General features: G+C 67.5%; 16 protein-coding genes. 6 read left to right on the top strand and 10 right to left on the bottom strand.

The annotated features are described in order from the left end of the window. A partial coding sequence (locus AN233_RS02045) for a universal stress protein (protein WP_343123568.1) occupies positions 1 to 465 on the top strand: 465 nt, incomplete at its 5' end. Positions 466 to 483: 18 nt separating this feature from the next. Here the strand turns inward: AN233_RS02045 and AN233_RS02040 are convergent. From AN233_RS02040 to AN233_RS02030, 3 genes are all read right to left on the bottom strand, one after another. After that, positions 484 to 678 (bottom strand): hypothetical protein, encoded by a 195-nt coding sequence (locus AN233_RS02040; protein ID WP_058365200.1) that lies wholly within the window; start codon positions 676 to 678, stop codon positions 484 to 486. A 29-nt stretch (positions 679 to 707) separates the two neighbouring features. Then, positions 708 to 956 (bottom strand): DUF7542 family protein, encoded by a 249-nt coding sequence (locus tag AN233_RS02035; RefSeq protein ID WP_058365199.1) that lies wholly within the window; start codon positions 954 to 956, stop codon positions 708 to 710. Positions 957 to 1,036: 80 nt separating this feature from the next. Further along, the gene (locus AN233_RS02030) at positions 1,037 to 1,558 is read right to left on the bottom strand and encodes a hypothetical protein (protein WP_058365198.1); all 522 of its coding nucleotides are present in this window, start codon (positions 1,556 to 1,558) and stop codon (positions 1,037 to 1,039) included. A gap of 299 nt (positions 1,559 to 1,857) precedes the next feature. On the opposite strand from AN233_RS02030, the gene AN233_RS02025 reads away from it, so the two are divergent. The 3 genes from AN233_RS02025 (at position 1,858) to AN233_RS02015 (ending at position 5,813) form a co-directional block, all read left to right on the top strand. Continuing rightward, positions 1,858 to 2,904, top strand: a complete 1,047-nt coding sequence (locus AN233_RS02025) for a transcription initiation factor IIB (RefSeq protein ID WP_058365197.1) — start codon at positions 1,858 to 1,860, stop codon at positions 2,902 to 2,904. A 224-nt stretch (positions 2,905 to 3,128) separates the two neighbouring features. After that, complete coding sequence (locus tag AN233_RS02020; protein WP_058365196.1) at positions 3,129 to 4,268, top strand: sensor histidine kinase; 1,140 nt, start codon at positions 3,129 to 3,131, stop codon at positions 4,266 to 4,268. Between the two features lie 201 nt (positions 4,269 to 4,469). Beyond that, positions 4,470 to 5,813, top strand: a complete 1,344-nt coding sequence (locus tag AN233_RS02015) for an FAD-dependent oxidoreductase (protein ID WP_058365195.1) — start codon at positions 4,470 to 4,472, stop codon at positions 5,811 to 5,813. 16 nt (positions 5,814 to 5,829) lie between these two features. Here the strand turns inward: AN233_RS02015 and AN233_RS02010 are convergent, their stop codons facing one another. The 4 genes from AN233_RS02010 to AN233_RS01995 form a co-directional block, all read right to left on the bottom strand. Then, positions 5,830 to 6,483: a lactate utilization protein gene (locus AN233_RS02010; protein WP_058365194.1), complete on the bottom strand. Its 654-nt coding sequence runs from the start codon at positions 6,481 to 6,483 to the stop codon at positions 5,830 to 5,832. A 163-nt stretch (positions 6,484 to 6,646) separates the two neighbouring features. Then, positions 6,647 to 6,889: a DUF2249 domain-containing protein gene (locus AN233_RS02005; RefSeq protein WP_058365193.1), complete on the bottom strand. Its 243-nt coding sequence runs from the start codon at positions 6,887 to 6,889 to the stop codon at positions 6,647 to 6,649. 55 nt (positions 6,890 to 6,944) lie between these two features. After that, on the bottom strand, positions 6,945 to 7,523 hold the full coding sequence (locus tag AN233_RS02000) for a hypothetical protein (RefSeq protein WP_176696608.1): 579 nt from the start codon (positions 7,521 to 7,523) through the stop codon (positions 6,945 to 6,947). Then, complete coding sequence (locus AN233_RS01995) at positions 7,520 to 7,819, bottom strand: DUF2249 domain-containing protein (protein ID WP_058365192.1); 300 nt, start codon at positions 7,817 to 7,819, stop codon at positions 7,520 to 7,522. Before AN233_RS01995 ends, AN233_RS02000 begins: the two co-directional genes overlap by 4 nt. Positions 7,820 to 8,087: 268 nt before the next feature. Here AN233_RS01995 and AN233_RS17060 point away from each other — a divergent pair, with 268 nt between their 5' ends. Next, complete coding sequence (locus AN233_RS17060) at positions 8,088 to 8,234, top strand: hypothetical protein (RefSeq protein ID WP_176696607.1); 147 nt, start codon at positions 8,088 to 8,090, stop codon at positions 8,232 to 8,234. 168 nt (positions 8,235 to 8,402) lie between these two features. Here the strand turns inward: AN233_RS17060 and AN233_RS01990 are convergent, their stop codons facing one another. Both AN233_RS01990 and AN233_RS01985 read right to left on the bottom strand, forming a co-directional pair. Next, positions 8,403 to 8,771 (bottom strand): cupin domain-containing protein, encoded by a 369-nt coding sequence (locus AN233_RS01990; protein ID WP_245625962.1) that lies wholly within the window; start codon positions 8,769 to 8,771, stop codon positions 8,403 to 8,405. Continuing rightward, positions 8,768 to 8,998: a DUF2249 domain-containing protein gene (locus tag AN233_RS01985; RefSeq protein WP_058365191.1), complete on the bottom strand. Its 231-nt coding sequence runs from the start codon at positions 8,996 to 8,998 to the stop codon at positions 8,768 to 8,770. Before AN233_RS01985 ends, AN233_RS01990 begins: the two co-directional genes overlap by 4 nt. 90 nt (positions 8,999 to 9,088) lie before the next feature. Between AN233_RS01985 and AN233_RS01980 the strand changes: the two genes are divergently transcribed. Continuing rightward, positions 9,089 to 10,504, top strand: coding sequence for a hypothetical protein (locus tag AN233_RS01980; RefSeq protein ID WP_058365190.1), 1,416 nt, complete (start codon positions 9,089 to 9,091; stop codon positions 10,502 to 10,504). Positions 10,505 to 11,339: 835 nt separating this feature from the next. On the opposite strand, the gene AN233_RS01975 is transcribed toward AN233_RS01980, so the two are convergent. Continuing rightward, a partial coding sequence (locus tag AN233_RS01975; protein ID WP_218055038.1) for an IclR family transcriptional regulator occupies positions 11,340 to 11,661 on the bottom strand: 322 nt, incomplete at its 5' end.

Below are 11,661 nucleotides of genomic sequence, written 5' to 3'. Positions count from 1 at the left end.
CCTCTTGTGGACTGCGACCGATCGAACCGCATGGACGTCCTCGTCGCGCTCGACGGATCAGACCGGAGCGAGGCGGCGCTCGAACACGCGCTCGCCACGTTTCCGGGGGCGACGATCACCGGCGTGTTCGTGATCGATCCGTTCGGATCGTACGCCGATGACGCCCCGTATCCCGATCGACTCGACGACTGGATACGAACCGTCGAGTCGCGCGCGGCCGACGTCTTCGAGCGCGCGCAGGCCACCGCTGCCGAGCGCGAGACGACGGTCGAGACGGTCACGCGCCGCGGGAAGCCAGCCCGCGAGATCGCAGCGCTCGCGGAGGAGGGGGGCTTCGATCACGTCGTCGTCGGGGACCACGGGAGCCACGGGATCGCGGACGCCCTTCTGGGAAACGTCGCGGCCGCGGTCGTGGAGCGGTCCCCGGTCACGGTGACGGTCGTCAAAGGCCCTGCCGAGGAATGACCCGCTCCCTCGCGGCGGTCACTCCCGCCATCCGGAGAGGTGCGCGAAGCAGTAGATGAAGCCGATCCACACCAAAAGCAGGCCGGCGACGATCACGAGGAAATCGGCCAGCGTCGTGCCGACCACCAGGAGGTACCCGATACCGACGGTCAACAGGCCGATTCCGACCCCCAGCAACAGGAGACACCACCGTCGGCTCTCTGGTGGGTTCATGCGCCGACTCCTCGCATCCAGCAAAAAGGCTATCGGTCGTTTTCGGGCGGCTCACACGCGAGCGGCGAGTCGGCGTTCGATGTCCCGGGAACGCCGCAGACGCCGGCGTCCGCGCCCGCACGTTCGACCCCCGGAGAGAGACGGCCGATCTCCCAGTCCGGTTCGTGGCCGGTCTCGCGACGGTGGTCCTCCACGCGCTCGCGGGCGGGCCGGAGAGTTTCGAACCGCTCGCGGAGGTCGCAGCCCGGGCATGTGAGGGTGACGCCGCGGTCGGTCATGAGTGAGACGTCCGACTCGGGCGGACAAAACGGCGTCGGCTCCGCTTCGAAATCGTGGCGGGCCCGTCGCGAACCCCGTCTCAGCCCGCGTGCTCGTCGCCCGGTTCCTCGTCGCTCGCCGCCTCCAGTACCGTCTGTCGCTCCGGGAAGTACGCCGGGGCGTCGCGGTCGGCCTCGAACGCGACCACGCGCTCCAGCGCCTCGCGGCCGTCCGCGGCCTCCGCCGCCAGCTCGTCCGCGAGCTCCTCGTACGCGGCCGCCAGGTCGCGGAACGCGGCGATGCGCGCCTGCTTCGCCTCCACGAGCGACTGCTTCCGCTCGATCTCGTCTTCCAGGTCGGCGAGCGACTCCTCCGAGGGGGAAGCGTCCGGACTCGGCTCGGGGGGCGTCGCGGTCGGGGCGTCCGGTCGTTCGGTGCTGCCCGCCTCCGCCTCAGCCTCGTCGACGCGCTCGCGGAACGCGTCGAGTAGGCCGTCCACCTCGTCCAACAGCTCCTCCGCCTCCGCGGTCATCGTGTCGACAGACCCCGACAACAGGCCCGCTTGCGTCCGGCAGTAGTCGACGAACTCCGCGACCGAGAGGTCGGGGTCGTCCTCGCCCATGCCTCCCCGTCCGCGGCGACGCCCGAAGGGTCTTCGGGGATCGCTCTCGCCGAAACAGTATTTAAACTCTGGTTATTAGCGGCGACTGAGGGGTGGGGGACGAAACTCGCGAAATTCCCTTGCGTCTGGGTCTCACCCCCGAGAGAAGACGATCAGGATTGTTCGTCTGAGTCCCATGTGGACGTGTTTCACGCCGGATTTATATACTCCCACCACCTAACCATGAGTGAAGCAAACCGCTGAAAGCCACATCGTTTATTTTTGTGTCTTTCGGCCCGACGCCCTCCAGTCCATTCACAATGAGTACACCCACCTTCCGCACCCACCAGGGTGCCGAGACGGACGAGCGAGACCGAACCGAGAACGCGGCCGCGGAGCGAGCGGACGAGCACGCGGGCGAGACCGAGAGCGAAAGCCAGCACCAGCTGACCTGTCCCGAGTGCGGCGGCCAGCTCGCGTCCGACACCGAACACGGTGAGACCGTCTGTGCCGACTGCGGCCTCGTCGTCGACGACGACGAGATCGACCGCGGGCCGGAGTGGCGCGCGTTCGACTCCAGCGAGCGCGACAGCAAGTCCCGCGTCGGCGCCCCGACGACGAACATGATGCACGACAAGGGGCTCTCGACGAACATCGGCTGGCAGGACAAGGACGCGTACGGCAACAGCCTCTCGTCGAGCCAGCGCCAGAAGATGCAGCGCCTGCGCACGTGGAACGAGCGGTTCCGCACCCGCGACTCGAAGGAGCGCAACCTGAAGCAGGCGCTCGGCGAGATCGAGCGGATGGCCTCCGCGCTCGGCCTCCCGGACAACGTCCGCGAGACCGCCTCCGTCATCTACCGGCAGGCGCTCGAGCAGGACATGCTCCCGGGTCGATCCATCGAGGGGATGGCGACCGCGAGCCTGCAGGCGGCCGCCCGCATGGAGCAGGTGCCGCGCTCGATCGACGAGATCGCGGCCGTCAGCCGCGTCGACGCCGAGGAGTTCAAGCGCGCGTACCGCTACATCAACCGCGAGCTCAAACTCGAGATCAAGCCGGCCGACCCGGTCCAGTACGTCCCCCGGTTCGCGTCCGACCTCGACGTGCCGGACGAGACCGAGCGGCTCGCCCGCGAACTGCTCGAGGACGCGAAAAAGCAGAACGTCCACTCCGGCAAGTCGCCGGTGGGACTGGCCGCGGCCGCGCTGTACGCCGCCGGCATGCTCACCAACCTCGACGTGACGCAGGCGGAGGTCAGCGAGGTGACCGACATGAGCGAGGTCACCATCCGCAACCGGTACCAGGAGCTCCTGGAGGCGCAGGAGGCGACCTCCCCAGTCTTCGGCGGCGAGGCGGCCGAGGCCTGACGACGCGGTCCGCGTCTGTCGGTGCCGTCTTCCTCCCGTCTCTGATCTCTTCCTGTCTCGGTTTCTCTCTGTCTCGATTTCTCCTCCCCCGTGCGGCGTCTGCTCCGGTGATTCGTTTGCAACACTCGAACCGTTGACTGAACCCGACCGAGCGCGTAACACCCTTATTTCTTAAACAATCCTTATCAGCATCTGCGAAAGAGGCTGATGAAGCGATCAGTTCCATGACGGATATCGAGGATTCAGCGGCTGCGGCGCGCGCGCAGATCTACCGGCTGGCCGACGACGGGGACCTCACGGCCGACGAGACGATCCGACGCGTGATCGCGGTGGCACGCGAGCACCTCGGCGTCGACAACTCTCACGTCACCCGGATCGACCCGGAGAGCGACTACTGGGTCGCGACCGAGAGCACGGACCCGCCGGACGGCGACTATCCCGCGGGCGTCGTCCGCAGCTACGAGGAGTCCTACTGTAAGCGGACGATCGAGCGCGGCGAGACGATCGCGCTCCATCACGCGGGCGAACAGGGCTGGGCCGACGAGCACGCCTACGAGGTGCACGGCCTCGAGACGTACCTCGGCGTCCCCTTCGAGACGACGCAGGACGAGCTCGGCACGATCTGTTTCGTCTCGGCGGCGCCGCGCGACCGTCCCTTCTCCGACGCCGAGGTGACGTTCGCGGAGCTCGTCGCCCGGATCGTCAGACACGAGATGGAACGGGAGCGGGCCGAGACGCGGATCGAGCGGCTGGAGTCGTTCGCGGGCGTGATCGCTCACGACCTCCGGAACCCGCTCGCGGTGGCGCTGGGACGGGTCGACATCGAGCGGGAGGGGAACGACTCCGAGCACCTCTCGAGCGCGGCGCGTGCGCTCGACCGGATCGACGAACTCGTGTCCGACCTGCTCACGCTGGCGCGACAGGGCCACGAGGTCCGGGAGACCCAGGTCGTCTCGCTGGGCGCGACCGCGCGGGCGGCGTGGGAAGCGGTCGACACCGCCGACGCCACGCTGTCGGTCGAGGCGGACCTGAAGCTTCGGGCCGACCGGAGCCGGCTCCTCCAGCTGTTCGAGAACCTGTTCCGCAACTGCGTCGAACACGCCGGCGCGGACGTGCGGGTTCGCGTCGGCCCGCTCGCCGAGGAGCCGGGCTTTTACGTCGCCGACGACGGCCCCGGAATCCCGGCCGACCAGCGGGACGGCTTCTTCGAGTCGGCCGTCTCCCGGGAGGGGGAACTCCGGCTCGGAACCGGCATCGTCGCCGCGATCGCGGACGCCCACGGCTGGGAGCCGTCGGTGACGGCGGCCGCGGACGGCGGCGCCCGGATCGAGGTTCGGGGCGTGGTCGTCAACCATCCCGTCTGATGGCCTCGCGTTCCGGTCGCTTTCCGACTCCTTCACGACCGCCGAACTTGTGGTTCGACAAACGACGTGAATCGGCTGCCGAAACGGGCCGGAATGTCCCCTCGACGGTCGTCGATCCGTCGGGAACGGATAAACGGTGTTAAGTTGGGGGAGTGTCGACGGATAACGTAGACCGAGGCACGTGCTCGGAGGTCGGAACACATGTTAGAAGAATATGACCTAGTTATCGTCGGCGGTGGGATAAGCGGCGCGTCGCTGCTGTACACCGCGGCGAAGTTTACGGACATCGAACGGATCGCGCTGGTCGAGAAGGAGAAGGAGATCGCGGCGGTCAACTCCCACCACACGAACAACTCCCAGACGCTCCACTTCGGCGACATCGAGACCAACTACACGCTGGAGAAGGCGGAGGAGGTCAAGGAGGGCGCGGAGCTGCTCGCGGGCTACCTGGAGAACGTCGACCCCGACCGCGAGATGCACAGCAAGCGGAGCAAGATGGTGCTGGGCGTCGGCGACGAGGAGGTCCGCAGTCTCGAACAGCGCTATCACGACGACGGCTTCGGTGACCTCTACCCGAAGCTCCGCCCGATCGGCCGCGACGAGATCGAGGACTTAGAGCCGAAGGTCGTCGAGGGGCGCGACCCGAACACCGACATGCTCGCGCTCCAGACGCCGGACGGGTACGTCGTCGACTACGGGATGACCTCCCAGTCGTTCGTCGACGAGGCACGCGAGGAGGACGGCGTCGACGTGCTGACGGGCACGAAGGTGACGGACATCACCGAGCAGACGGACGACTTCCGGATCGAGACGGACGCCGGCCTGCTGTACGCCGACACGACGGTCGTCGCCGCCGGCTCCCACAGCCTCCAGATCGCCCAGGAGATGGGGTACGGCGAGCACCTCTCGCTGCTTCCGGTCGCTGGCAGCTTCTTCCTCGCGGACGACTTCCTGAACGGGAAGGTGTACACCCTCCAGATGAAGAAGCTCCCGTTCGCGGCGGTCCACGGCGACGCGGACGTCCACGACGGCTCGATCACGCGCTTCGGCCCGACCGCGAAGGTCGTCCCGACGCTCGAACGCGGCCGGATCTCGACCGTGGGCGACTTCTTCGACGTGTTCGGGCTCCGCCCCGCGGCGGCGCTCAGCTACGCCAACATCCTCGCCGACCGCATCCTGCTCCCCTACGTGCTTCGGAACCTCGTCTACGACGTGCCCGAGGTCGGCAAGCGCGCGTTCCTCCCCGAGGTCCAGAAGGTCGTCCCGACCGCGGAGCTCGAGGACATCGACCGCGCGAAGGGCTACGGCGGCGTCCGCCCGCAGATCGTCGACACCGAGCGCAAGTCGCTCGACATGGGCGAGGCGAAGCTCACCGGCGACGACGTGATCTTCAACATCACGCCCTCGCCGGGCGCCTCGACGTGTCTGAAGAACGCGATGCGCGACACTCACCAACTCATCGACTTCCTCGACGAGGAGTACGCCTTCGACGAGGAGGCGTTCCGCGAGGAGACGATCGGTCAGTTCCCGCGGCTCGAGGACTGAGCCGACCGCTTCCCCCTCAGTAACCCAGCCGTTCGCGAACGAGGACGACGGTCGTCCGCCCTTCCTCGAGTTCCTGCCGGAAGATCAGCTGCTTCGCGACGGCGCTTTCGACGCCGTAGGCGTCCTTGGCGCGTTCGTTCTCCAGCGGGTAGGCGACCGACTCGAGGCGGTCGAGCGCGGCGTCAAGGTCGTCGACGATCTTGTTCACGCCGCTGACGATGACGACGTTGTCGGCGGCGAAGGGATAGGCGCCGATCCGGCTCCCCGATCGGTCGGCTGCGACCAACTCGCCGGTCTCGGCGATCGCGTTGACGCTTCCGAGGAAGTAGTCGGCGGTCTGTGCTTCGCGACGCGCGGCCTGTCGCTCCGCGTCGTCGTCGATGCTCCAGATTCGGTCGGGGAGGCTCTCCCACTCGTGGTCGCCCTCGCTCAGGTACTCCGTGAACCCGATCTCTTCGAGGGTCGTCGAGTGACCGTTCATCACCGAGGCGCCCGCCGGAATCCGCGACTGGACGGTCTCGAGGGCGTCCGCAGCGCTGTCGACCACGACGACCTCGAAGCCGTTGGCCTCGAGGTTCTCGACGGCCTCCGCGATGGTCTCGTCGTCGGGTTGGTCGTCGAGCGACTCGTCGATCTGGGCGTCGTCTGCGTAGTCTGCTTTCTGAGACATGTGGATAGATGGGACCGCGTTGCGCACCGATCGCTAGGACAGGCGGACGCATAAGCGCTCGCGGACACCGGTGTCAGGTAGTGATCCGCGTGTTACCGGCGCCGACGGGGTCGGGGTTGGGGCTGGGATCGGGTGAGTCGGCGGACCGAGGGACCGCCGCGCGCTACGCGTGCTCGATGTGTACGCGCCACTCCCCCTCGTCGACCCGTTCCGTCCGGTAGCTGAACCCGCGGTCGTCCAGCACGTCGTACAGCGGTTCCGGCTCGAAAGAGTTGACGAGCGTCAGCGACCCACCGGGCGGGAGCTCCTCCAGCGCCTCCTCGATGAGCGGGAACGGCGGCCCCTCGTGTTTGCGCACGTCCAGCACCTCCGTCGCGGGGTCGGAGTCGTCGTCGATCGTGGACATCACGAGGGGATCCGGGCGCCGACCCCCTCGCGTTTATCGCGAACACGTTCGGGGCTCAGAAGGGCGCGGAGGGTGCGCCGGAGCCGCCGTCCTCGCGGGCGCCCGTCTCCCGGTCGTCGGCGCCCGAAGCAGTCGGCGACCCCTCCTCGACCGCGACCTCGCCGGTCTCCAGGTACCGCTCCTCCAACCCGGCCAGTTTCTCGTTGGTCGCCTCGCTGTGCTGGTGCATCGGGGCGACGCGCACTGAGACGAGCCGGTACTCCGACTCGCCCGCGTTCCACGCGCGGAAGATCCCGGTCACCAGCGTTCCGCTCTGGGGACAGAAGGCGGTCGTCGGCGTGAACTCCACGCGGAGCACGTCCGGGGCCGCGTCGTCGACCGCGTATCGCAGGCCCGCGTCCGGGTGCCGCGTGTCGCGGTTGAGCTGCGCGAGGTTGTAGCCGAAGGTGGCGTCGTAGACGCCGAACTCCTCGAACCGCTCCCGTGAGGCGGCGTGGACCGCGAGGTGGTCGTCGCCGGTCAACACCTCGTGACCGTCCAGGAACGCTCCCGGCTCGGGGAGGTGCTCGGGGACGTACGCGCCCTCCTCGTTGAAGACGTCGTCATCCGCGTCGCCGCCGCGGAGCCAGTTCACGGCTCGGCCCTCCAGATGGCGGTGACGACCACCTCGCCGCTTTTGCCGCGCCCGTCTCTCTCGCCGGCGTCCGCCTGCTCGACCGTCTCGAAGACGTAGCCCCGGTCCGAGAGTTTCGGATAGAGGTGCTGGGGGACGCGGTCGTTGCGCTGGATCAGGACCGTCTCGTCGTCCAGCTCCGCCAGCCGTTCGAGCGTCCGCGAGAGGGGCTTCGGCGGGCCGAGTTCCCGCACGTCCAGGGTTTCCGTGGGGCGGTTCGTCGGCGCGTTTTCGAAGTCGGCGTCCAGTCGGGGCATCAGGAGGACTTACGAGCGCCGGTCCCCCGGACCTTCCCCCGAACGTGTTCGGAGCACTTGCCGAATTAGAGAGACGCCGGGGGTAGATCCGTCGCGCTTCTACGGGCGGTGCAGGCCGAGTGCCTCGGGGCCAGACTCCGAGGCGGTTCACAGTGTTGGGTATTCCCGTCCGCAATCGGTGATTCTCGAAGTCCGAGTATATCTCGACATGAGGTATTCCTCCCGAGTCTGGAGGTGACTTTATGTATCTCCGACAGGACTTCCGAATATGGTTCAAGTAACATGTGAGGATGCCGGTGGGAACTGTAGTACCGTCTTCGAGGACATCGATGAGTTAAAAATCGGGAAGAAGTGCCCCATCTGCAACGAGTATCTGGATACGAGCGCCAGGAAACTGCTGAAGAAACACAGTTAGAGAACGGTCAGATCCGCGATCGATCCAGTTTCCTATCTTATCAGTGACATTCAGTCGGTGATCGCCGATAGCGCGTGCCCCACGTCGAACGCTCCGGCTGCGAAGCGTCACCGACCGGTGAGACGTTCAAAAAGCCCGAAACGTGGAGGCCCGTTCGCGGCGACCGCCTCAGTCCCCTGCGCGCGGCGCGAGCACGACGAGCGCGGTCGCGTCGGTGCGCGCGAGCGGCGACACTTCGGTCTCGCCGGGGAATCGGACGAACTCTCCCGCCTCGACGGCGACCGTCTCGTCGTTCAACTCGAGCGCGATCTCCCCGTCGAGGACGTGAATGAGGACGTCCCGTCCGGGGTGGTCGTGCGTCGGGACGCGCTCGTCGGCCGCCAGCGACAGCCGGACGGTGCGCGGCTCGGCGTCGGGGAAGACGGTCGCGTGCGGCGTCGCCTCCAGCTCTTCGAGCGAGGTCGCCTCGTAGTCGGCCGTCCGTCCGCCGGTGGCCGTTCCCTCGTCCTCGGTCGGCGTCGCGTCCGGCACGGTCACGCCTCCTTCGGCAGGTTCGCGACGAACCGCTCGGGCCCCTCCTGTTCCACCTCGTAGCCGTCCTCGTCGAACTCCGGGATCTCCGCCGCCATCTCGTAGTAGAGCGGCTGCGGGTCGTGGTCGTTCACGATGGTCAGCGACTCGCCCGGGTCCAGCGCGTGGAACGCCTCGTGGATCCGGTCGTGTCTGTTCACCGGCGGGATCTCGCGGACGTCTAGCGTCGTCATGCACCCGAGGGTTGTGGGTCCCCGACCATCCGCCTTGAGCCGAACACGTTCGCCCGTACACCGAGGCGCGTGGCGCCCTTGGCTCCGAACATGAGCACGGTTCCCGGCGACCTCTCGACGGACGTGCAGCCACCGCTCGCGATCCCGCTCCGCCACTTCCTCGTGGGGCTGGGGTTCCTGTTCGCGGGGACGGCTGCGGGGCTGTGGGTCGCGGCCGGCGCCGCCCCGCCGTTCGCCCGCGTCGCGACCGCACACCTGCTGCTGGTCGGCTGGGTGGCGGTGACGATCCTCGGTGCGGTCACGCAGTTTGTCCCCGTGTGGTCCGGGATCCGACTCCACTCCCGACGACTGGCGAGCCTGCAACTCCTGCTCGTGGCCGGCGGCGTGCCCGGGTTCGCGGGCGCGCTCTGGCTCGGGCGACCGGGGGCGGGCGCGCCGTTCGCGCTGGCGATGGTGCTCGGGGTCACGGTCTTCGTCTACAACGTCGCTCGGACGCTGCTCGCGGCTCGACCGTGGGACGTCACCGAGGCGCACTTCGCGCTCGCGCTCGGCTTCTTCGCGGCCGCGATGACGCTGGCGACGGCGCTCGCGCTGGACTTCCGGACTACGGTGTTCCCGGTCGCCGGCATCACGCGCGCGTCGGCGATCGCGGCCCACGCGACCCTGGCCGTCCTCGGCGGCGTCCTGACGACGGTCGCCGGCGCGCTCTATCAGCTCGGGCCGATGTTCACGCAGAGCGACCCGGAGTCCTTCGACCACCGGCTCCGTCGCGTCGAGTCCGTCGCGCTCCCGGTCGGGGTCGTCCTGTTGGCCGGCGGGCGGCTGGTTGCGTCGGCTCCGGTGGCGACAGTCGGCGGGGCCTTGGTCGCGACCGCGTCGGTCGCGCTCGGCTGGTTCCTGCTGCGCCGCGTGCGGCGCGCGACCGGGACCCGGACGCCGATGCTCCCGCGGTACGGCGTCGTCGCGCTGGCGCTAGTGGCGTGGGGGCTGACGGCCGGCGCGGTGTGGGTCCGCGCCGCCGTCGCCGGCGCCTCCGGTCCGGGAGTCCTCGCTCCCGCGATCAGGTTCGGTGCCCCGTCCGTCGGCCCGGTCCTGCTCTTCGCGGCGATCGGTTTCGTCGTGGCGGGGACGCTGTACCACGTCGTCCCGTTCCTGATCTGGGTCCATCGGTACAGCGACCGCGTCGGACTCGAACCGGTCCCGACGATCGACGACCTCACCGGCGAACGGCTCGCGCGGGCGGACCTCGTCGCCACCGTCGGCGGGAGCGCGCTGGTGCTCACGGCCGCGACCGCCGACCTCGTCGGCGTCGGCGCGCCGTCGATGCTCGCGCTCACCGGCCTCGCCCTCGCCGCGCTCGGACTCTCGGCGTTCCTCGCGAACCTCCTCCGCGTCGTCGCGGTTCACGCGCCGGACGCCGCGGGGCTCCCGGCGCGGGTTCTCTCGCTCGGGGGCGGCGACCCGACCGGCGAGGCGACGGACGGTTCGGATCGCGGGGAGTCCTGACCGAAACCGCGTCGCGACGGTGTCCCTCGACGCCCGTCCGGGTGGTCCACCTCGACGCACCGCCCGGTGGTCCACCTCGACGCACCGCCTCGCCGTCGTTCGCGGCGGCCGATCGGCTGCGCTCCTCTCCTCGTCGTTCGACCCTGCGGGTGCGGTCATCGTCCACCCGTGCTCGTCGGCAGACACGAACACATATTTTATCTGGTTGGTTATAGAAAATATATGGAAGTTGTTACTTTCCACCGAGAGCTCGAATCGCGGAATGGCTAGAAATTCTAAAATTTTTATAAAGTCTACGAATTTCCTGTCACACACGGTGTTCACGACTCACCGTTCAAAGTGGCTGATCTCCGTGGATCTGTACGGTTTGGGTTCGGTCGTACCGTTGCGTCGCCTTTTGCCTGCTCGACCCGTGTTTCGTCTCCCCCCGGGAGGCCGTTCTGCCTTATATATCTGTACAAATATGTGTTTGATCACTTTGTTGTTCGTCATTCTGGACATTCTGCTGTCTGCACGCTCGGCGTCCGGTCATTTCACGTCGGTCGTGTGACTGTGAATCCGCTCGCTCGACTGTGCCGTTACGTGCGTATCGCTGTAATGCACTCTTCGACCGATCGCGTCGCTTCGATGTCGCTCCGATGTTTTGCCAATGTCAAATTGATGTGGGCGGGATTCGGGAGTGCTCTCCGCGTTCCCCTTCGTTTCTATCGCCGGTGCTCTTCCAAATTTTGGGATACTGCTTCGAGAGAAACCTCGTTTCCGTCTTTCTCCGCCGTATTATCACGATCTTTAATTTCTATCGCGGCCGGCCGGGAGGATCGGATCGCGGCTTCCGCTACGGCGTCTGGATGTTCACTTCGATGACGTTTGCGACGTCGAGGATTCGTTCCGGCGCCGTGCTCACGAACTCGTCTTCCGGCATCCGGCTCGTCGGTGTCGAGAGGCTGATCGCACCGTAGATCGTGTCCTCGTGGACGATCGGTGCGGCGACCGCGCGGACGCCCGTGATCTGCTCTTCGTCGTTGATCGCGTAGCCGACCTGCCGGACCCGTTCCAGCTCCGCGCGGAGGGTCTCCTCGTCGGTGATCGTGTTCGGCGTCCGCGCGACGAACTGGTAGTCTTCCAGGATCTCGTCTCGCCGTGACTCGTCGAGGTGA

Source organism: Haloparvum sedimenti (assembly GCF_001462205.1).
Taxonomy (GTDB): domain Archaea; phylum Halobacteriota; class Halobacteria; order Halobacteriales; family Haloferacaceae; genus Haloparvum; species Haloparvum sedimenti.
This window is presented reverse-complemented; position numbering and strand designations above follow the sequence as displayed.

What these genes read in the sequence shown, in the direction of transcription:
- AN233_RS01995 (WP_058365192.1), bottom strand. Translation starts at nt 7,819, where the DNA reads ATGCCCCGACTGGACGCCGACTTCGAAAACGCGCCGACGAACCGCCCC.
- AN233_RS01985 (WP_058365191.1), bottom strand. Translation starts at nt 8,998, where the DNA reads ATGACGACGCTAGACGTCCGCGAGATCCCGCCGGTGAACAGACACGAC.
- AN233_RS02010 (WP_058365194.1), bottom strand. Translation starts at nt 6,483, where the DNA reads ATGTCTCAGAAAGCAGACTACGCAGACGACGCCCAGATCGACGAGTCG.
- AN233_RS02025 (WP_058365197.1), top strand. Translation starts at nt 1,858, where the DNA reads ATGAGTACACCCACCTTCCGCACCCACCAGGGTGCCGAGACGGACGAG.
- AN233_RS02015 (WP_058365195.1), top strand. Translation starts at nt 4,470, where the DNA reads ATGTTAGAAGAATATGACCTAGTTATCGTCGGCGGTGGGATAAGCGGC.
- AN233_RS02005 (WP_058365193.1), bottom strand. Translation starts at nt 6,889, where the DNA reads ATGTCCACGATCGACGACGACTCCGACCCCGCGACGGAGGTGCTGGAC.
- AN233_RS17060 (WP_176696607.1), top strand. Translation starts at nt 8,088, where the DNA reads ATGGTTCAAGTAACATGTGAGGATGCCGGTGGGAACTGTAGTACCGTC.
- AN233_RS02035 (WP_058365199.1), bottom strand. Translation starts at nt 956, where the DNA reads ATGACCGACCGCGGCGTCACCCTCACATGCCCGGGCTGCGACCTCCGC.
- AN233_RS02020 (WP_058365196.1), top strand. Translation starts at nt 3,129, where the DNA reads ATGACGGATATCGAGGATTCAGCGGCTGCGGCGCGCGCGCAGATCTAC.
- AN233_RS01980 (WP_058365190.1), top strand. Translation starts at nt 9,089, where the DNA reads ATGAGCACGGTTCCCGGCGACCTCTCGACGGACGTGCAGCCACCGCTC.
- AN233_RS02040 (WP_058365200.1), bottom strand. Translation starts at nt 678, where the DNA reads ATGAACCCACCAGAGAGCCGACGGTGGTGTCTCCTGTTGCTGGGGGTC.
- AN233_RS02030 (WP_058365198.1), bottom strand. Translation starts at nt 1,558, where the DNA reads ATGGGCGAGGACGACCCCGACCTCTCGGTCGCGGAGTTCGTCGACTAC.